General features: G+C 44.2%; 18 protein-coding genes. All 18 read left to right on the forward strand.

Going from position 1 to position 21,222, the window contains the following annotated elements; all coding sequences use genetic code 11:
• Positions 1 to 285: 285 nt before the first annotated feature.
• The 18 genes from rimP (at position 286) to xseA (ending at position 20,916) form a co-directional block, all read left to right on the forward strand.
• The gene (rimP, locus tag G586_RS0108875) at positions 286 to 750 is read left to right on the forward strand and encodes a ribosome maturation factor RimP (RefSeq protein ID WP_026527484.1); all 465 of its coding nucleotides are present in this window, start codon (positions 286 to 288) and stop codon (positions 748 to 750) included.
• A 99-nt stretch (positions 751 to 849) separates the two neighbouring features.
• Positions 850 to 2,055 (forward strand): transcription termination factor NusA, encoded by a 1,206-nt coding sequence (nusA, locus tag G586_RS0108880; protein WP_026527485.1) that lies wholly within the window; start codon positions 850 to 852, stop codon positions 2,053 to 2,055.
• A 40-nt stretch (positions 2,056 to 2,095) separates the two neighbouring features.
• Complete coding sequence (gene rnpM / locus G586_RS0108885) at positions 2,096 to 2,362, forward strand: RNase P modulator RnpM (protein ID WP_026527486.1); 267 nt, start codon at positions 2,096 to 2,098, stop codon at positions 2,360 to 2,362.
• Complete coding sequence (locus G586_RS0108890) at positions 2,355 to 2,696, forward strand: L7Ae/L30e/S12e/Gadd45 family ribosomal protein (RefSeq protein ID WP_026527487.1); 342 nt, start codon at positions 2,355 to 2,357, stop codon at positions 2,694 to 2,696. Before rnpM ends, G586_RS0108890 begins: the two co-directional genes overlap by 8 nt.
• Positions 2,683 to 5,616: a translation initiation factor IF-2 gene (infB, locus tag G586_RS0108895; RefSeq protein WP_081674297.1), complete on the forward strand. Its 2,934-nt coding sequence runs from the start codon at positions 2,683 to 2,685 to the stop codon at positions 5,614 to 5,616. The genes G586_RS0108890 and infB overlap by 14 nt, the downstream gene beginning before the upstream one ends.
• A gap of 47 nt (positions 5,617 to 5,663) precedes the next feature.
• Complete coding sequence (rbfA, locus tag G586_RS0108900; protein ID WP_026527489.1) at positions 5,664 to 6,080, forward strand: 30S ribosome-binding factor RbfA; 417 nt, start codon at positions 5,664 to 5,666, stop codon at positions 6,078 to 6,080.
• Positions 6,081 to 6,171: 91 nt separating this feature from the next.
• Positions 6,172 to 7,131, forward strand: coding sequence for a DHH family phosphoesterase (locus tag G586_RS0108905; protein WP_196811565.1), 960 nt, complete (start codon positions 6,172 to 6,174; stop codon positions 7,129 to 7,131).
• Positions 7,128 to 8,084, forward strand: a complete 957-nt coding sequence (truB, locus tag G586_RS0108910) for a tRNA pseudouridine(55) synthase TruB (RefSeq protein WP_035772866.1) — start codon at positions 7,128 to 7,130, stop codon at positions 8,082 to 8,084. Before G586_RS0108905 ends, truB begins: the two co-directional genes overlap by 4 nt.
• A gap of 186 nt (positions 8,085 to 8,270) precedes the next feature.
• Entirely contained in the window at positions 8,271 to 9,287 is a 1,017-nt protein-coding gene (gene ribF, locus G586_RS0108915; RefSeq protein ID WP_026527492.1) for a bifunctional riboflavin kinase/FMN adenylyltransferase, read from the forward strand.
• 126 nt (positions 9,288 to 9,413) lie between these two features.
• On the forward strand, positions 9,414 to 9,680 hold the full coding sequence (gene rpsO, locus G586_RS0108920) for a 30S ribosomal protein S15 (protein ID WP_026527493.1): 267 nt from the start codon (positions 9,414 to 9,416) through the stop codon (positions 9,678 to 9,680).
• A 286-nt stretch (positions 9,681 to 9,966) separates the two neighbouring features.
• Complete coding sequence (locus G586_RS0108925) at positions 9,967 to 12,054, forward strand: polyribonucleotide nucleotidyltransferase (RefSeq protein WP_026527494.1); 2,088 nt, start codon at positions 9,967 to 9,969, stop codon at positions 12,052 to 12,054.
• Positions 12,055 to 12,196: 142 nt separating this feature from the next.
• Complete coding sequence (locus G586_RS0108930; protein WP_026527495.1) at positions 12,197 to 13,348, forward strand: phosphopentomutase; 1,152 nt, start codon at positions 12,197 to 12,199, stop codon at positions 13,346 to 13,348.
• A 223-nt stretch (positions 13,349 to 13,571) separates the two neighbouring features.
• A complete protein-coding gene (locus G586_RS0108935) occupies positions 13,572 to 15,173 on the forward strand; it encodes a peptide chain release factor 3 (protein WP_026527496.1) in 1,602 nt (533 codons plus the stop codon).
• A 150-nt stretch (positions 15,174 to 15,323) separates the two neighbouring features.
• Positions 15,324 to 16,952: a transglutaminase domain-containing protein gene (locus G586_RS24830; RefSeq protein ID WP_196811566.1), complete on the forward strand. Its 1,629-nt coding sequence runs from the start codon at positions 15,324 to 15,326 to the stop codon at positions 16,950 to 16,952.
• A gap of 143 nt (positions 16,953 to 17,095) precedes the next feature.
• Complete coding sequence (locus G586_RS0108945; protein ID WP_026527497.1) at positions 17,096 to 18,283, forward strand: mechanosensitive ion channel; 1,188 nt, start codon at positions 17,096 to 17,098, stop codon at positions 18,281 to 18,283.
• Between the two features lie 634 nt (positions 18,284 to 18,917).
• Positions 18,918 to 19,292 (forward strand): Asp23/Gls24 family envelope stress response protein, encoded by a 375-nt coding sequence (locus G586_RS0108950; RefSeq protein WP_026527498.1) that lies wholly within the window; start codon positions 18,918 to 18,920, stop codon positions 19,290 to 19,292.
• 18 nt (positions 19,293 to 19,310) lie between these two features.
• Positions 19,311 to 19,709, forward strand: coding sequence for a transcription antitermination factor NusB (gene nusB, locus G586_RS0108955; protein WP_026527499.1), 399 nt, complete (start codon positions 19,311 to 19,313; stop codon positions 19,707 to 19,709).
• Positions 19,702 to 20,916, forward strand: a complete 1,215-nt coding sequence (xseA, locus tag G586_RS0108960) for an exodeoxyribonuclease VII large subunit (protein ID WP_026527500.1) — start codon at positions 19,702 to 19,704, stop codon at positions 20,914 to 20,916. The genes nusB and xseA overlap by 8 nt, the downstream gene beginning before the upstream one ends.
• Positions 20,917 to 21,222: the final 306 nt, after the last annotated feature.

A 21,222-nucleotide genomic window follows, 5' to 3' on the forward strand; every position in this document is an offset into this window, starting at 1 on the left:
GTGGTGAAGAATGCGTGCATGCTTCCGGTTGACACATTCCTTACATATACAATACTTAAGGCAATGGAGAGGACCGTTAAGCCCTTATTACAGAACTGATTAACGGGACATGGGCTGACATTTGCAGCTTTCATAAGCTATTAGACAAACAAGGGTTGACGAAATACTGTAGTGGTGCTATATTACACTTGTAACTAAATAATAATTCAGACTAGAAGTGGGCTTGCAAGAGCCCACTTTTTCTATGAGATTTCAAATTACTGTTTTCATATTGAAAGGACTGTAATGTCACGAAGAGAAGAAATAGAAAACAAGACAGAAGCTTTGTTAAAGCCTATCGCTGAGAAAAATGAAGTCCGAATCTACGACGTTGAATTCGTCAAGGAGGCGGGACAGTGGTACTTAAGAGCTTTCATTGACAGGGACGGCGGAGTTGATATTAACAAATGTGTAGATGTCAGCCATGAGCTTTCCGATGCTCTTGATGAGCACGATTTTATCGATGAGGAGTATATCCTCGAGGTTAGCAGCCCCGGACTTGGAAGAGCACTTAAGAAGGACAGACATTTTGAAAACAGCTTAGGGCTGGAGGTTGATGTCAAGCTTTACAAGGCGCTTGACGGAACCAAGGAATTCACCGGAAAGCTTAAAGGGTATGATTCCGATACGATCACCATTGAGATGGCTACCGGAGATAAGACCTTTATAAGAAAAGAAGTTTCTAGCGTTAAGCTTACGCTTGACTTTTAATATGCCTTCGCCCTTAGGGAGAAGGTGGCACGAAGTGCCGGATGAGGGCATAAATACATTTGATAGATTAAACTTTCATAGATCAAGGAGAAAAAAACTATGAGTAAAGAATTGATGGACGCACTCGATTTGCTTGAGAAGGAGAAAAACATTAGCAGAGACTCTCTGTTTGATGCTATCGAGAATTCTCTCATCACTGCCTGCAAGAACAACTTTGGCAGAGCTGAGAACATCCGCGTAGAGGTTGACCGCGATACCTGCGATTTCAGATGCTTCGCAGATAAAGAGGTTGTTGAGCTCGAGGATGATGTTATGGATCCTCTTCTTGAGATCTGTCTTGATGATGCACACAAGATCGATCCCAAAGCGCAGATCGGCGATGTAGTTGCTGTATCACTCAACTCTAAGGAGTTTGGACGTATTGCAACTCAGAACGCTAAGAACGTGATCCTTCAGAAAATCCGTGAAGAGGAGAAGGATGCGATCTATAGCGAGTATTACGAGCACGAGCATGACATCGTAACCGGTGTGGTTCAGAGATTTATCGGTAAGAATATCAGCATCAACCTTGGTAAGGCAGATGCAATGCTCAATGAGAACGAGCAGGTTAAGACTGAGCACTATCGTCCCACTGAGCGTATTAAGGTATATATCCTTGAGGTTAGAAACGGTAACAAGGGTCCCAGAATTCTTGTTTCACGTACACATCCCGATCTCGTTAAGAGACTCTTTGAGCAGGAAGTTGCTGAGATTCAGGATGGAACAGTAGAGATTAAGAGCATTGCCCGTGAGGCAGGTAACCGTACTAAGATTGCTGTTTACTCCAACAATCCTAACGTTGACGCTGTAGGCGCATGCGTAGGTGTAAACGGTAGCAGAGTTAACCTCATCGTTGATGAGCTCAATGGTGAGAAGATCGATATCGTTAACTGGGATGAGAACCCCGGAAACCTTATTCAGAATGCACTTTCACCGGCTAAGATCGTAGCAGTTTTTGCTGATCCTGATGAAAAGAGTGCTAAGGTCGTTGTTCCTGATTATCAGCTTTCACTTGCAATCGGTAAGGAAGGACAGAACGCAAGACTTGCAGCACGTCTTACAGGTTATAAGATCGATATCAAGTCTGAGACTCAGGCTAAGGATGCTCCCGGATTCCGTATTGAAGATTATATGGATGATGAAGAAGAATACGATGATGACGAGTACGAGAACGGCGAGGAAGTTGAGTACGAAGAGGGCGAGTACGAGGAAGCTGAAGAGGCTGAGGAGCCCGCAGATGATGAAGAGTCTGCTGATGAGGAATAATCCTATTTCAACTATATATTACTTTGTATAAAGGATAATTATGGAAAAAAAGAAACCTATGCGAAAATGCGTCGGATGCGGAGAGAGCAAGGAAAAAGCATTCTTGATCCGCGTGATCCGTGATACGAATGGTGAGATTCATTTAGATCCCACAGGACGTGCTAACGGCAGAGGCGCTTATATATGCAGGGAAGCGGGGTGCCTGGAGAAGGCCATAAAGAAAAAGGGTCTTGAGAGGTCACTTAAAGTCAGCGTTCCGGAGGAAGCTTTGGAACAGTTAAAAAAGGAGCTTGAGGTAAATGGATGAAAATAAGATTTACTCTCTGCTCGGATTATGTCAGAAGGCAGGAAAACTCGTAAGCGGTGAGTTTGCGGTGGAGAATGCCATAAAGAGCGGGAAGGCCTGTATGGTTATTGTGAGCAGAGATGCATCTGATAATACAGGCAAGAAATTCCGGGATAAATGTGATTATTATAAGGTGCCGATTTTCATGTTTGGGGACAAAGAGAAGTTGGGACATGCGATCGGTAAAGAAGTTCGAACGAGTGTTGCGATCACGGATGACGGATTTGCAAAAAGCTTTCAGAAGAACTTACGCGTAGATGAATTGTACGGAGGAAATGCGAATGTCGAAAATTAAAATAGCCGAACTCGCTTCGGAACTTGGTGTTGAAAGTAAGGAGCTTGTAGCATTCCTGCAGGATCAGGGTGTTGAGGCTGCAAAGAGATCAACAAGTTCAATCGAAGACGATGATGCGGAAAAAGTAAGGAAACACTTCGGAAGCGGAAATGCAGATGCGAAAAAGGAGAAGGAACAGGCTCCTGTAAAGGAAGAAGCTCCTAAGGCTAAACCTGAGTCCGCTGATCAGAAGGCTGTAAAGCCCCTTAAGAAGAAGCCCGAGGGAGACGGCGCGGTAAAGAAGAAGAAAAACATCATCTTCGTAACCAATCCCAATAACTCCAAGAGCGGCAACTTCCAAAATCAGAATAACAATAATAACCGTCAGGGTGGTGGCAAGGGAAAGCCCCAGAATCATGATAACAATCGTGGTGGCCAGAAGCAGGGTACATTTGCCCGCTCACAGAACGTGTATCATCCGATCAAGCCTTTGACAGCACCGTCACAGCTTGAATCATATAACACAGAGATACCTAAATATAATGAACAGGCATCCAAGCCTGCTAAGGCTGAGACTGTAGCACCTAAGACAGAGCCTGCAAAGAAGCCTGCTGTACAGCAGCCTGCACCGGCACCTGCTAAGCCTGTAGCTGAGACACAGCCTAAGCCTCAGAATCAGAATGAGAATCGCGATAACAGAGATAACCGCGATAATCGCGACAACCGTGATAATCGTGACAATCGCGAGAATCGTGGCGGAGAGCTTCGCAGCCGTGATAACCGTGACAACAGAGATCAGGGCGGACAGCAGCGCAGAGGTTCACAGAACGACAGAAGAGGTCCCGGACAGGGAAGACCCGGTCAGAACATGGGAGCAAGACCCGGACAGGGCGCTCAGGGAAGACCCGGCAATGATAGAAATGATCGTCCTCAGGGAGGTAAAGGTAAGGACTTCTCCAAGGGCAATAAGGATAGAGGCGGCTTTGAGGCAGCTCCTATAAATGAAGGAAAGGGCGAAGGCAAGAGACGTTCTTCCCAGCAGGATAAGGACAAGAGATCCAAGAAAGATCATATTTATGAAGAGAATGAAGAGATGATGCCCAGAAGTAAGAGGGTTGGTCGCTTCATTAAGCCTGAAGTGAAGAAGGTAGAGGAGCCTGAGGAGCAGATCAAGGTTATTACAATTCCTGATAAGCTTACTATCAAGGAACTCGCTGATAAGATGAAGCTTCAGCCTTCAGCAATCATCAAGAAGCTCTTTATGGCAGGTCAGATCGTGACTGTTAACTCAGAGCTTTCATATGAGGATGCTGAGAATATTGCGATTGATTACGACATTATCTGTGAGAAGGAAGTTCAGGTCGATGTTATCGAAGAACTCCTTAAGGAGGAAGAGGAGGATGAGAGCCTTCTTACTCCCAGACCTCCGGTTGTCTGCGTAATGGGTCACGTTGACCATGGTAAGACATCACTTCTTGATGCTATCCGTGACACAAGCGTTACTGACAAAGAGGCAGGCGGTATTACACAGCGTATCGGTGCGTACCAGATCAAGGTTCAGGATAGAAAGATCACATTCCTTGATACACCCGGACACGAAGCTTTCACAGCTATGCGTATGCGTGGTGCTAACTCAACAGATATCGCAGTTCTTGTAGTTGCTGCCGATGACGGTGTTATGCCTCAGACAATCGAGGCTATCAACCATGCAAAAGCTGCAGGAGTTGAGATCATCGTTGCTGTAAATAAGATTGATAAGCCCAGTGCTAATGTTGACAGAGTTAAGCAGGAGATGACAGAGTACGGCCTCATCGCTACAGATTGGGGCGGATCTACAGAGTTTGTTCCTGTATCTGCTAAGACAGGTGAGGGAATGGATGTACTCCTTGATACAATCCTTATAACTGCTGATATTCTTGAGCTTAAGGCTAATGCAAACCGTGAGGCAAGAGGTCTTGTCCTCGAGGCTAAGCTTGATAAGGGCCGTGGTCCTGTCGCTAACGTACTTGTTCAGAAGGGTACACTTCATGTAGGTGACTTCATTTCTGCAGGTGCTTGCTCAGGTAAGGTTCGTGCAATGATAGATGATAAGGGTAAGAGACTTAAGGAAGCCCGTCCTTCACAGCCTGTGGAGATTCTCGGTCTTTCAGATGTACCGGGAGCAGGTGAGGTATTCCTTGGACACCAGAGTGACAAGGAAGCTAAGCAGTACGCTAACACATACCTTCAGCAGCAGAAGAAGGATCTTATCGAGGAGACTAAGGCTAAGATGTCCCTTGATGATCTTTATTCCAAGATTGAGGAAGGTAAGTTAAAAGAGCTTGATATCATCATCAAGGCTGACGTTCAGGGTAGTGTGGAAGCACTTAAGGCAAGTCTTCTTAAGCTTTCAAATGAAGAGGTTGTTGTTAAGGTTATCCACGGCGGTGTTGGTGCCATCACTGAATCTGACGTATCACTTGCAGCTGCTTCAAACGCTATCATCATCGGATTTGACGTTCGTCCCGATGCTGTAGCAAAGAGCACAGCTGAGCACGAAGGCGTTGAGATTAAGCTTTACAAGGTTATTTATCAGGCTATTGAGGATGTTGAATACGCTATGAAGGGTATGCTTGCTCCTGTTTATGAGGAGAAGGTTATCGGACATGCTGAGATTCGTCAGCTGTTCAAGGCATCCAAGGTTGGTAACATTGCCGGTGCTATCGTTACAGACGGTATGATCCAGAAGGATTGTAAGGTTCGTATCAGCAGAGAAGGCGAGCAGATCTTCGAAGGTGATCTTGCTTCACTTAAGCGTTTTAAGGATGACGTTAAGGAAGTTAAGGACGGCTATGAGTGCGGTCTTGTATTCGATGGCTTTGATTCAATCAATGTAGGCGATGTTGTTGAAGCTTATATCATGGTTGAAGTGCCTCGTGAGAAACTTGATAAGAAGAACTAATAATAAAAAATGCAGCCTGTACCTTTACAGGTACTAAGGAGCAAAATATGAGAAAAAACAGTATTAAAAATATCCGTATTAACGGTGAAGTAATGAAGGTAATATCTGAAGCGATTAGATTCAGTAAGGATCCCAGGATTAGCCCTATGACATCTGTAATGGATGTCGAGGTTGCTCCTGACCTTAAGACCTGCAAGGTTTGGGTTTCCGTTATGGGAAATGATGAGGACAGACTTCGTACTGAAGAAGGCCTTAAATCCGCTGCAGGATATATCAGAAGTACAGTTGCCAAGGAACTTAACATGCGTAATACTCCTGAGCTCAGATTCATCATGGACGATTCCATTGAGTATGCTATCAATATGTCCAAGAAGATCGATGAGGTAGCAGCACAGGACGCAGCAGCCAAGGCAGCAAGAGGCGAGACTGAAGAGGATATTGCAGACGAAGATAGTATAGAATAATACTAACGAAGAATTAGGATTTCTCTTATAGCCTTCCCCTTGTGGGGAAGGTGTCTGCGTAAGCAGACGGATGAGGGGAGTGAGGGTAATAATGCGAATTGACGACATAATAAGCGGAGCCAAAACCGTTGCCATCAGCGGACATATCCGTCCTGATGGAGACTGCATAGGCTCCAACATGGCACTATATCTATATATTAAAAAGAACTATCCGGGCATCAGAGTTGATTGTTTTCTTGAGAAGATTCCGGAGTGCTATAAGATCATCGAGGCCACAGCTGAAGTGAACTCTGAGTTCAAAACTGATGTAGACAGCTATGATGTTTTCTTTGCGATTGATTGCGGAAAAGAGAGACTTGGCCAGGCTGAGGCAATTTTTGATGCAGCAAAGAAAAGAATCAATATCGACCATCATGTAAGTAACACAGGAACAGGCGATGATAACTACATTGTTCCTACAGCAAGCTCTGCTGCAGAACTTGTTTATAACTGTCTTGATAAGGATAAGCTCGATGCTGATATTGCAAAAGCTATCTATATGGGTATCGTGACAGACACAGGTGTTTTCAAGTACAACAACACCTCACCCGATACTATGAGAGTAGCAGCTGATCTTATCAGCTATGGCTTTGATTTTGGGAGTCTTATAGATCATGTTTTCTATGAGAAGACTTATGTACAGAATCAGATTTTGGGAAGAGCTCTCCTTGAGAGCATGCGCATCATGCATGGAGACTGCGTGGTAAGTGTTGTTTCCAGACAGACAATGGAGTTCTATCAGGTTGAATCCAGTGATCTTGACGGAATAGTAAGTCAGCTTCTTCTCACGACAGGCACAGAGTGTGCGATTTTCATGTATGAGATTGGAAGCCTTGAATATAAGGTAAGCCTACGCTCTAAGGGAAAAGTGAACGTTGCAAAGATTGCAGAGCTTTTCGGTGGCGGCGGTCATCCCAGAGCTGCGGGCTGTACAATGAACGGAACACAGCACGATATAATCAACAGCCTTTCGGAATATATTGAAAGGTCATTAAAGGGAGTAGTTTCTTGAGTTATAACGGACTGATCAATGTTTATAAGGAGGCAGGCTATACATCAAGTGATGTTGTGGCACGCCTCCGTGGCATTTTAAAAATGAAAAAGATCGGACATACAGGGACTCTGGATCCGGATGCGGTCGGAGTCCTTGTTATTTGTGTGGGAAACGGAACGAAGCTCTGTGATATGCTCACTGATCATGATAAAGAGTACATCGCAGTGTGCAGACTTGGCGTGACTACTGACACACAGGATATGTCGGGTCGTGTTCTCTCAGAGAATGAAGTGAACGTCACAAGCGAGCAGCTTCATGCTGCAGTTAAAAAATTCGTTGGTGAGTATGATCAGATTCCACCCATGTATTCCGCCATCAAAATAGGTGGAAAAAAGCTCTACGAGCTTGCAAGGCAGGGTAAGGAAGTTGAGAGAAAGCCAAGAAGAATAACAATTCAGGCGATCACTATACTTGATGAATCCCACTTAAAAGATGAGCATATTTTCACCATGGAAGTTAAGTGCTCTAAGGGTACTTACATCAGAACCCTTTGCAATGATATCGGAGAAGCTCTTGGATGCGGCGCTGCCATGGAACACCTGACTAGAACGGCCGTTGGAAGCTTTCATCTTGAGACGGCTCATACTCTTGATCAGATTGAGCAGCTACGTGACGAGGGAAGAGTTGATGAGATAGTTGCTTCTACTGAGAGCCTTTTCAGAGATCTTGACTATTGCATCGTAAAAGATGATTTCAGACGAATGCTTGAAAATGGCAACAGCTTCAAGGTGGAGAATCTCGTGAGCGAAGCCCCCGAGGACGAGCAGGACTTTGTGGAACCTGAAAAGCTATATGCCGATGGAACCAGAGTCAGAGTATATTCCGAGGATGGAACATTCTTTGGCATTTATAAATGCGACGAGAGAACGGGGCAGTTCCGGGTTGAGAAATTCTTTTACTCACAACAGTAAAGCCTTCCTAAGATAGGGAACAGATAGTAAAACCTTTCTGAGAGGGGGAACTGATAGTAGAGGCTTCTAAATAAAGCCTTCCCCTTGGGGGCGCAAATCGTCCGGGGGACGATTGTTTTGCGCGGACCGAAGCGGAGCGAAGACAAGGCGGCACGAAGTGCCGGATGAGGGGTAATAGGAGTAACAATGCAAATAATTTCAGGCGACGCACAATTTCATATAGAAGACAAGACAGCCGTCGCCATTGGCAAATTTGACGGCGTTCACATGGGACACCAGAAGCTCCTTAAGCACATTCTTGATAAAAAGCAGCAGGGCATGAAGGCCACGATCTTTACCTTCGATCCGCCTCCGGCTGTATTCTTTTCACAGATGGCTACTAAGCAGAATGCCGTTCATGGTTCAAATGGTTCAGAACATATAAAAATGACAGGTGCTGATACTGACAAGGCTGGAAAGACGATTCTTACTCAGCTCCTTACTAAGGATGAAAAACGCCGTAAGTTCGAAAATCTCGGAGTGGACATCCTTGTTGAATTCCCAATGAATCTTGAAACAGCACATACTGCACCAGAAGAGTTTGTAAGAAGGATTCTTCATGAGCAGATGAATGTTGCATATGTTGCCGCAGGTGACGATCTATCCTATGGCTATAAGGGAAGAGGTAATTTTACTCTTCTTAATGAACTGGCACCTGAGCTTGGTTATAGGACGCACGCTATAAAAAAGCTTCAGATGTTTGGAAGAAACGTAAGCTCAAGCTTTATTAAAGAGGAAATTCTTAAGGCAGAGATGGAGAGAGCTGCGGAGCTTTTAGGCGAACACTACTATGTAGGTGGCTTTGTGGAACACGGAAAAAAGCTCGGAAGAACAATCGGTTTTCCCACAGTAAATCTGCTCCCGCCTGCTGAGAAGTGTCTTCCTCCTAACGGAGTTTATTTTTCAGAGGTCGAGATAGATGGACAGACCTATAATGGAATGACAAATATCGGACTAAGGCCTACTGTATCAAACAATGGACAGATAAGTGTAGAAACTTATATTTATGACCTGGATGCTGATCTTTACGGCAAGTACCTTGAGATATCGCTTCTTACATTTCACAGAAAAGAACAGCGATTTTCAGGAGTTGATGCATTAAGGGCTCAGCTTGATCAGGATCTTGAAGCAGGTAGAAATTTCTTCGAGTCTTTACATTCATGACTGTCTATGTTAAAATCAATTGGTTTCTCGCATGAGGAACGATAATGTTATTACCGATACTCGGATGATGGTTACTCCAGCCGCTTCCTGGTATTCGGCAAATTGTATTTATAAAGGAGAAGAAACATGATTACAAAGGAAAAGAAGACAGAGGTTATCAATCAGTTTGCTAGAACAGCTGGCGACACAGGTTCACCGGAGGTACAGGTAGCAATCCTTACAACACGTATTAAGGAGCTCAACGAGCACCTCAACACACATCCGAAGGATCACCACTCAAGAAGAGGTCTTCTTAAGATGGTAGGTAGAAGACGTGCTCTTCTTGCATACCTTAAGAAGAAGGACCTTGAGAAGTATCGTAAGCTTATCGCTGATCTTGGACTCAGAAAGTAATTTCCTATGGGATTGGGTGTGCCGTTTTAAACTGCCCTGCAGTAAGGAACGGCTCCCATATCCGGAGGAGAATAGGGCGGGGATGTCGATTAGAAATAGTCGGCTTGTTCCGCCTTGTTTTATTTTATCATGTTAATTATTTTGGTAATTATTGATGCTGTTATGCCTTCCTGCAATTTATTGGGAAGGTGTCAGCTTAGCTGACTGATGAGGGGCTAATGGCATTAAATAACTAATAATTTACATATTTTAATGCGCCCGAGGATGGCGCGAGAAGGAGACTAATATGAAAACATTTTCAACAGAACTTGCCGGACGTACTCTTACAATCGAAATCGGCAAGGTAGGAAAACAGGCTAATGGTTGTGCTTTCATGAAGTACGGCGATACAACAGTTCTTTGTACTGCTACAGCTTCAGACAAGCCCAGGGACGGAATTGATTTCTTCCCGCTCAGTGTTGAGTACAGTGAGAAATTCTATTCTATCGGTAAGTTCCCCGGAGGATTCAACAAGCGCGAGGGTAAGCCTTCTGAGAATGCAATTCTCACAAGCCGTGTTATAGACAGACCCATGCGTCCTCTTTTCCCCAAGGATTATCGTAATGATGTAACTATTGAGACAATGGTAATGTCTGTTGATACACAGTGCCGCCCTGAGCTTGTAGCTATGCTTGGCGCATCAGTTTCTGTATCAATTTCTGATATCCCGTTTGATGGCCCCTGCGCTATGACTCAGATCGGTCTTATCGACGGTGAGTTCGTTGTTAACCCTTCACAGGAGCAGTGGGATAAGGGCGATATGCGCCTTACAGTTGCTTCAGTTGGACAGAAGGTTATCATGATCGAGGCAGGCTGTAACGAGGTTCCTGAAGATAAGATGAAGGAAGCTATCTATCTTGCACACGATGTTAACCTTAAGCTTATCGAGTTCATCAAGGGCATCGTAGCAGAGGTTGGTAAGCCGAAGCACGAGTATGCAAGCTGCGCAGTTCCTCAGGAGCTCTTTGATGCAATCAAGGAAGTTGTTCCTCAGGAAGAGATGGAGAACGCTGTATTTACAGATGAGAAGCAGAAGAGAGAGGCAAACATCGCTGACATCACTGCTCGTCTTGAAGAGAAGTTCGCTGACAACGAGGAGTATCTTGCAATCCTTGGCGAAGCTATTTATCAGTATGAGAAGAAGACAGTACGTAAGATGATCCTTAAGGATCACAAGCGTCCTGATGGAAGAGCACTTGATCAGATCCGTCCTCTCGCTGCAGAGATCGATCTTATTCCCCGTGTACACGGAAGTGCTATGTTTACTCGTGGACAGACACAGATCTGTGACGTTACAACTCTTGCACCTCTTTCAGAGATGCAGAAGGTTGAAGGACTTGATCCTTTCGTTACAGGTAAGAGATATATTCACCAGTACAACTTCCCTGCTTATTCAGTAGGTGAGACAAAGGTTTCAAGAGGACCCGGACGTCGTGAGATCGGTCACGGTGCACTTGCAGAGAGAGCACTTCTCCCTGTACTTCCTTCAGAGGAAGAGTTCCCTTACGCAATCCGTTGCGTATCCGAGACTTTTGAGAGTAACGGTTCAACATCAATGGCTTCCACATGTGCATCTTGTATGTCACTTATGGCAGCAGGTGTTCCGATCAAGAAGATGGTTGCAGGTATCAGCTGTGGTCTTGTAACAGGCGATACAGATGATGATTTCGTAGTACTTACAGATATTCAGGGTCTTGAGGACTTCTTCGGAGATATGGACTTCAAGGTAACAGGTACTAAGGAAGGTATCACAGCTATCCAGATGGATATCAAGATCCATGGTCTTACAAAGGCAATCGTAGAGCAGGCTATTTCTCAGTGTCGCGAAGCTCGTCTCTTCATCATGGATGAGTGCATGAGCAAGGCAATTGCTGAGCCTCGTAAGGAGGTTAGCCAGTACGCTCCTAAGATCATCTCTATCGAGATTGATCCTGATAAGATTGGTGATGTTGTTGGTCAGAGAGGTAAGACAATCAACGAGATCATCGACCGCACAGGCGTTAAGATCGACATCACAGATGATGGTAAGGTAAGCATCTGCGGCGAAGATAAGGATAAGATGCAGCAGGCTATCGATATGATCAACATCATTACAACTGATTTTGAGAAGGGCCAGATCTTCACAGGTAAAGTTGTAAGCATTAAGGAATTCGGTGCATTCGTTGAGTTTGCTCCCGGAAAAGAAGGAATGGTTCACATCAGCAAGATCGCTAACGAGCGTATCGACCATGTAGAGGATGTTCTTACACTTGGCGACGAAGTTAAGGTTGTTTGCCTTGGTAAGGATCGTATGGGCAGAATCAGCTTCTCTATGAAGGATGTAGCTCAGAAGTAATTATTTTGCTTGCCTTCTCCCTGTGGGAGAAGGTGTCAGCTCTGCTGACGGATGAGGGCAAATTATGGTAAAATAAAGGGGATGCGAGACTTCGCGTCCCCTTATTCAATTAATAGATTTTATTCCTAGGAGGTAAACTTTTATGGGAAGAATTTTTTTGATAGTTTTAGATAGTTTTGGCATTGGCGAGGAACCGGATGCAGCTGAGTATGGTGATTTTGACGTAAACACAATCAGAGCCTGCGCAACAAGTAAGTTCTTTGATATGCCGAATATGGGTGCTATGGGACTTTTTAACATTGATGGTGTTGACTGCAGACCTGCAGTACCTGCTCCCACAGCCGGCTTTGCAAGATGCCAGGAGGCAAGTAAGGATAAGGACACCACAATTGGTCACTGGGAGATTGCAGGTGTGATTTCACCTAAGCCCATGCCCAAGTTCCCTAATGGATTCCCGCAGGAATTCCTTGATGCATTTTCCAAGAGAGTTGGTAGAGGCGTTATCTGCAACAAGCCTTATTCCGGAACTCAGGTAATTAACGATTATGGCGATGAGCATGTGAAAACCGGAGACCTTATCGTATACACATCTGCAGATAGCGTATTCCAGATCGCAGCTCACGAGGATGTGGTTCCGCTTGAGACTCTCTATGAGTACTGCCATATTGCAAGAGAGATGCTTCAGGGCGACCTTGGAGTTGGCCGTGTAATTGCAAGACCCTTCGTAGGATCAAACGGCAACTACACAAGAACACCTCATAGACATGACTATTCACTTGAGCCTCCGAAGACTACAATGCTTGATCAGCTCAAGGCTGCAGGCAAGGACGTTCTCGGAGTAGGCAAGATTCGCGATATCTTTGAAGGAAAAGGACTTACAGAATTCGTATTTACAGAGGGTAACGCTGACGGAATAGATAAGACACTTGCTTACATGGATAAAGATTTTGACGGACTTTGCTTCGTTAACCTTGTTGATTTCGATATGCTTTATGGACACAGAAGAGATATCGACGGCTATGCAAAGGCACTTAACTATTTCGATACCAAGCTTCCTGAGATGGTAGCTAAGCTTAAGGATGATGACATCATCATGATGACTGCAGATCACGGCTGTGATCCCAGCTATCAGAAGACTACAGACCACACAAGAGAGTATATTCCTTTCATCATGTATGGTAAGAATGTAAAACCCGGTAACCGCGGAACCAGAAGCACATTTGCGGATATCGGTGCAACGGTTCTTGATTACTTCGGAATTAAGCCTGAGTTTGAAGGAACTTCAATGCTATAATTTTGTGGTAAAGAATATAAAAGAATATAAAACAAATCGGCAACTGATATAATAATTGACTTTATGCGCACCTTTTCATAAAATAGGAAGGGTGCGCTTACTTTTGCGCAGCTCGCAGTTAGGTATTTAATTGCTTCGCAATACTGCTCGCGCGCTGGAATTTCGCAAGTGAAATTCTATTCCATGCGCAATGTTTTTGTAGAGTTTTTCAGAAAGGTTCAAAATGAGTAACAACCAGATTACAGAAGAAATCAATAAGAGACGTACTTTTGCGATTATATCTCACCCTGATGCAGGTAAGACTACACTTACTGAGAAGTTCCTTCTCTATGGTGGAGCTATCAACCTTGCAGGTTCCGTTAAGGGTAAGGCAACAGCAAGACATGCTGTATCTGACTGGATGGAGATAGAGAAGCAGAGAGGTATTTCAGTTACTTCTTCAGTACTTCAGTTTAACTTTGAGGATTGCTGTATCAATATCCTTGATACACCCGGACACCAGGATTTCTCAGAGGATACATATAGAACACTTATGGCTGCTGATTCTGCGGTCATGGTAATTGACGCAAGTAAGGGTGTTGAGCCCCAGACCAAGAAGCTTTTCAAGGTCTGCACAATGAGACATATTCCGATCTTTACATTTATCAACAAGCTCGACAGAGATGCTATGGATACCTACGAGCTTCTTGATGATATCGAGGATCACCTTGGAATCGCTACATGCCCCATGAATCTGCCTATCGGTTCAGGTAAGAACTTTAAGGGAATCTACGACAGAAGAAAGAAGCATGTAGTTACCTTCCAGGATACAATGAAGGGAACAAAGGAAGGTACTGAGACTATCATTCCCATGGATGACAGAGATCAGCTTATTTCCACCATCGGAGAGGAAGCCCTTGAGAATCTTGAGGGTGAGATCGAGCTTATGGATGGAGCAGGTGCTGAGTTCAACCTCGATGAGGTTAGAGCAGGTAAGCTTACACCTGTATTCTTTGGTTCTGCACTTCAGAACTTTGGTGTTGAGCTTTTCCTTCATAACTTCCTTAAGATGGCTACTCCGCCAAGTGGAAGAGCTGATTCAGAGGGACAGGTTATTGATCCTCTTGATCACGAGTTTACAGCGTTTGTCTTCAAGATTCAGGCTAACATGAACAAGGCTCACAGAGACCGTGTTGCTTTCATGAGAATCTGTTCCGGAAGATATGATGCAGATAAGGAAGTTAAGCATGTTCAGTCAGGAAAAGTTTTCAGACTTTCACAGCCTCAGCAGCTTATGGCTGATGAGCGTAAGATATTAAGCGAGGCCTATGCAGGCGACATTATGGGTGTATTCGATCCCGGTATTTTCTCAATCGGTGATACCGTATGTATGCCTAAGGATGCTGTTAAATACGAGGGAATTCCGACCTTCGCTCCTGAGCATTTTGCAAGGGTAAGACAGGTCGATACCATGAAGCGTAAGCAGTTTGTTAAAGGTATCGAGCAGATTGCGCAGGAAGGTGCTATCCAGATTTTCCAGGAATTTAACATGGGAATGGAGGAAATCATCGTAGGCGTTGTCGGCGTACTTCAGTTTGATGTACTTAAATTCAGACTTCAGAGTGAGTATAATGTTGAGATTATCCTTGAGACACTGCCTTATGAGTACATCCGTTGGGTTGATAATGAGGATGTAGATATGAATTCTCTTGTAGGCACATCTGACATGAAGAAGATTAAGGATATGAACGGCAGACCGCTGCTTATCTTTGTAAATGAGTGGAGCCCTCAGATGGTTCTTGACAGAAATAAAGGACTTTCACTTAGCGAATTCAAAAAGAACTAAAACGAAAAAGAGATTATAGTTAAACTATATACTGATTGTGGTATAATGATAAAATAAAGCTGATAATCAGGAGATAGTATGAGCATGAGAAGAGACAGATGTTTTAAAAACTTAATAGGGAAAGCATCTGTCTTTTTTGCATCCTTTTTTATGGCAGCTGTTTTGGCAGGATGTGAGGGTGATGCCGTATCTGAGTTTTTTAAAAATAATAATCTGATGAACTCGGATGATACCTTCGGATTCGCGAAGGATAAAAAAGAAAATGATGATAGCGATAAAGCCGATGAAGAGAATACAGAAGGCTTTGAGCAAAGCAATGATACAATCACCGCGGCAGATATTGAAGCAAATGCCGGATTTAATCAAGAAACATCGGATGCAGGAGATTTTGAGGGAGACTCTTCGAATTCAGGTGAATCTGATTCAGAGAATGATAATAGTGGAAATGCTGCTACTGAGAATTCTGATTCAGTCGCTTTTAATGCAGATGGTTCCGATTCAGGTAATTCCGGACTGGGAGCTTCAGATGCAGAGGGAGACGATTCTTCCCATTCAGGAACTTTTGATCCCGATAAAGTAAATAAGGCAATTGATGATCTGATTTCCGAGATAGAAAGAGAGACCGGAAGAACAGGCCGCCGCAGGGATGTTGAAGAAAATGACGGTGGTCAGGGGGATGATTCCACAACTTATTTCAGTGATACATTCCAGCAGGCACAAAAAGAAGCACTGGGATTATCTATTGTAGATATTGAAGGGCTAAAGCGAAGTCAGCAGGGTAAGTACGCCTTCGAGCATCTTACAGATGAGGGGAAGACTCTGTATGTAGAGATCATGCGAATAATCGAAAAGCGTGCAGAGGATATAGTTGTATCCACGCTTGACGAGGAAGTGCTTGATGTTGTCTGCCAGTTTGTACTTGCTGATCATCCCGAATTTTTCTACATGGATGGATATACATATACCCGTTACACGGTTGCAGGTGTATTAAAGAAAATTTCTTTTACAGGTAACTATATTTACGGTCCTGAGGAAATTGCAGCGAGACAGCAGAAGATTGATGCTTATGTTAATACCTGTCTTGCAGGGGCACCGCTATATGACGATGACTATGCCAAGGTCAAGTATGTGTATGATTATCTGATTTCAAATACAGAGTATGATGCAGAGGCGCCTGACAATCAGAATATCTGCTCAGTCTTTTTATATGGAAAATCAGTTTGCCAGGGCTATGCAAAGGCCACTCAGTATCTGCTTAATAAGATTGGCGTTCCAACCACTATGGTCACAGGAAAGGTGAATGGTGTGGGGCATGCATGGAATCTGGTCTATGCTGATGGTGAATACACATATGTGGATACCACATGGGGAGATTCATCATATCAGAAATATGAGAGCGGAGGAGCTGAGTCGCAAAAGCTCCCGCTTATTAACTATACTTATCTTTGCTGCACGACACAGGATATCAGCAGAACACATACTATAGCTGAAACTCTGCCTATGCCTGATTGCACCTCTATGAGGAATAATTACTATGTAAGGGAAGGCGAGTACTTTACTGAAAATGATATGAATGCTCTCGGCAGTCTTTTTTCACGAAGATATGCTGATGGCAGCAATAATGTCACTATAAAGTGCAGCACCAGAGCTGTGTATGATGAATTTATCAAAAGACTCATAACAGATCAGGAGGTCTTTGGTTACATCGAAGGATCAAACAATACAGTTTCATATACGACCTTTGATGAGCAGTATATTTTGATAATCTGGCTATATTAGGGCCTTTCAATTTACTGGACAATTCCTTGCTCATGACCTTTTGGGGTGGTAAAATTGTTTCATTCGGTAATGATTATTTTGAAATAAAAGTTCACGGAATAATATTTACCGGGTAACAATTCAATCACCAAGGAGGAAATGGCATGTTAGATTTTACTGGTTTCATGACAGGCGTATTTGGGGGCCTGGGAAAAGTGATCGTGGCGCTGATTATTCTGCTTATAGCCTACATCGTAGCCTCCATCGTCAAAACTCTCATCATTAAATTGATGACACACACAAAGCTCGGCTTCATCGTTTCAAGGGCAGATGGTCCGAGACCCGGAGTGACCATTACTTACATCAGTAAGCTGGTTTACTTCCTTGTATTCTTACTCTTTGTTCCCAGCATCTTCAATACACTGGGAATCGACAGTGTTACAACTCCCGTTATGGGACTTCTTAACACCATCTGGGGCTATGTACCCAGCATTCTTGCCGCAGTAATTGTTATCTTTGTCGGCAATCTCATTGCTTCAACTGTTAGAACACTTCTCGTTCCTGTATTTGCAAGACTGAAGGTTGATGAACTCCAGTCAAAGGCAGGCATTGAAGTTAAGGATTCTGCTAAGCTTTCATACACACTTGCTTATATCGTGTATGTTCTTATCATGATTCCTGTATTCATCGTAGCACTTAACGTTCTGAAAATTGATGCGATCACTGCACCTGCTGTAGGTATGCTCACTATCGTGATCGAGTATATTCCTCGTATCATCGTAGGCTGCCTTGTAGTATTTGTTGGTTATCTCATCGGTAAATTTGTTGGCCAGATCATTACTCAGCTCCTTGCTTCAACAGGTGTTGATAAGAAGCTCACTGATGCAACAGAGGGAAAGACAGAAAAATTCGTACTTTCAAAGGTTACAGGCACTGTTGTGCAGGTTGTGATCAACATTATCTTCATCGTTCAGGGCTTTGCTGTAGTAGACTTAAAGCTCCTTACAGATATCGGTGCTGCAGTTATTGGTTACATGCCTAAGGCTCTTGCAGCTGTTATCGTTCTTACACTTACATATTTTGCAGCAATCCTTGCAGAGAAGGCTCTTAAGAAGAACGGTATGGATGGCTATGCACTTGTTTCAAAGGCTGTTATCTTTGTGATCGGTGTATTCATGGTTCTTAATCAGCTCGGAATTGCAACAACAATCGTTAACTCAGCATTCATCATCATTGTTGCAGCTATCGCTATTGCATTTGCAATCTCCTTCGGTATCGGCGGAAAAGCTTTCGCAACCAAGCAGCTCGACAAGCTCGACAAGTACATTGACGATAATAGCAAGAAGAACTAAATAAAATACGGCGCTTGGCTTATGTATGCATAATTGCATGTTTTCGGCTGCGCAGTGATTTTTAAAATTTCAAAAGCCCGGAAATGCTTCCCTTCGACGTTGCTCAAAGCGGTCAGCATTTCCGGGCTTTTTCAATTAAAAAATCATACTGCTCGCTGAGAACATTGCAATTCCGCATACATGGGCTAAGCGCCTTAGCTATTCAGCTCCTCTTGCCGTCCTGTCGATGTAGCTTGTCACTAATTCGCCGAGCTGCTCCGCCACACCCATCCATGCGTGAATCAAGGAGCCCACCACGTTACGGGCCACCTTCGCCAAACCACGCTCGCATACTTTTTGGCAATGAATAACCAGCGGGGTAGGATATGCCTGTGGGGAGTGGGGACTCGTGATTTTGAGCATAGATTTTAGTTATGCTCACATAGCAGCTTTTAACTTTCATGCGAGATATATCGAGCATGAAATATCAAAAAAAGCTGCGTGAGCTTTACTAAAATCATGCGAACAAATATCGAGGCCAAACTCCCCACAGGCATATAACACCCCCGCGTCCCTTATGGGTATAAAAAGTTGCCGAGTCCCGTGGTTTCTTGTATAATTATAAGGATTTCAGTATGAAAGGAACGTGATTATTATGGAAAAGGAAGTACAGAATAATACACTAATTAAGGCAAAAGGAATCGGCTCTGTTAAGATAGCTGATGACGTTGTTGCCAAGATTGCTGCACTTGCTGCTCTTGAGATCGATGGCGTGAGCGCAATGGCAGGTAATTATACCAGTGAAAATATAGAGAAGGCAGGCCCTAAGAACCTCCAGAAGAGCTCCAGAATTTTTCTTAATGATGGCAAGGTTCGCGTGGATATGTCTATACTTATGGATTACAGCTACAATATTCCTGCAACCAGCAAACAGGTTCAGGATAAGGTAAAGAGCTCAATCGAGAGCATGACAGGACTTAACGTAACTGATGTTAACGTTCGCATTGCCGGAATCAAAATGCCTGACTAAAGGATTGTAGAGGATATTATGAAAAGATCAGAACTTAGAGAACAGGTTTTTCAGCTGCTTTTTCGTGTAGAGTTTAATACACCTGATGAGATGCGCGAGCAGGAAGATCTGTTTATTGAAACTAATGACAAAGAGATGACAGATAAGGATGTTGATTTTGTGAAGGAGCGCTATGAGAGCATAGCAGGTAAGCTCCCCGAGATTGACAAGCTTATTAACGAAGTAACCACAGGATGGGATACAGGACGAATCGGTAAGGTTGAACTTGCAATCCTCAGACTTGCGGTTTATGAGATTAAGTTTGATGACGCTATCCCTACCGGAGTGGCTATAAACGAGGCAGTTGAGTTGTCCAAGAAATTCGGCCAGGACGGAGCATCATCCTTCGTAAACGGAGTATTGGCTAAACTTGCGTAACGTATATACAGTTGGGCAGATAAATTCCTATATCAAGAATATGTTCAAGCAGGACTTTCTCCTCTCATCACTGATAGTGAAGGGCGAGATAAGTAACTGCAGATATCATTCCTCCGGTCACATCTACTTTACGCTTAAGGATGCGTCCGGAGCGATTTCATGTGTGATGTTCCGCAGTAGTACTGTATCCGGACTTAAGTTCAGGATGCAGGAGGGACAGCGGGTTCAGGTTACGGGATCGGTTGATGTCTATGAACGAGACGGCAAGTACCAGCTCTATGCCACTAAAATTGAGTTAGATGGAGCAGGTGCTTTATTTGAGCGTTTTGAGGTCTTAAAAAAAGAGCTAGCTGAACGTGGAATGTTTGCGCCTGAGTACAAGCAGCCAATACCAAAGCATATAAAAACACTGGGAGTTGTAACAGCTCCGACAGGTGCGGCGGTAAGGGATATCATTAACATTTCTACAAGAAGGAATCCCTATGTGCAGATATACCTGTATCCCGCGATCGTTCAGGGAGACCAGGCAAAGGACAGCATTGTTCACGGTATACAGACACTTTCAGAAATGAATGTGGACGTTATAATTGTTGGACGAGGCGGCGGATCCATTGAGGATCTGTGGGCATTTAACGAGGAGATTGTCGCGGAAGCGATTTTTAACTGTCCCATCCCTATAATTTCAGCTGTCGGACACGAGACAGACTGGACTATAGCGGATTTTGTTGCAGATCTTAGAGCACCTACACCATCTGCGGCAGCAGAGCTTGCGGTATATGAGATAGACCTTCTGCTTCAGGATATTGATGCTTACAGAGATATTCTTGTACGCAGGATGAACGACAGGATTAGCAGACTGCGTGATAAGGCTGCTGCGGACACGAGACTTTTGCAGCATCTTTCACCGGAAGCAAGGATCCGCGATCAGAGAATGAGATCCGCTCAGGCAGCTGACAGACTTGAGAGACTCATGACTGATATTTTGAAGGAAAAACGGCATCGCCTTGACGTTGATATTGAGAGGCTCAAAGCACTTAGTCCTCTTGATAAATTGCAGTCGGGATTTTCCTATGTTTCAGATATGGATGGTAAGAATGTCAGAAGCATTAAGGATGTAGCTGCAGGCGATAAGATCGAGATAAATGTAGCGGACGGTATTATCGGAGCGGAAGTAGTAAATGCTGAGCCGATAGATTATAGAAATTAGCCCTCATCCGGCACTTCGTGCCACCTTCCCCCAAAGGGGGAAGGCATAGAAAGAGGGCAGACAGCATAAGCCTTCCCCCAAAGGGGGAGGGCATAGAAAGAGGGCAGGCAGCATAAGCCTTCCCCCAAAGGGGGAAGGCATAGAGAGAGGGCAGACAGCATAAGCCTTCCCCCAAAGGGGAAGGCATAGAAAGAGGGCAGGCAGCATAAGCCTTCCCCCAAAGGGGGAAGGCATAGAAAGAGGGCAGACAGCATAAGCCTTCCCCAAAAGGGGGAAGGCATAGAAAGAGGGCAGACAGCATAAGCC

This window comes from Butyrivibrio sp. VCD2006 (genome assembly GCF_000423925.1).
Taxonomy (GTDB): Bacteria; Bacillota; Clostridia; order Lachnospirales; family Lachnospiraceae; genus Butyrivibrio.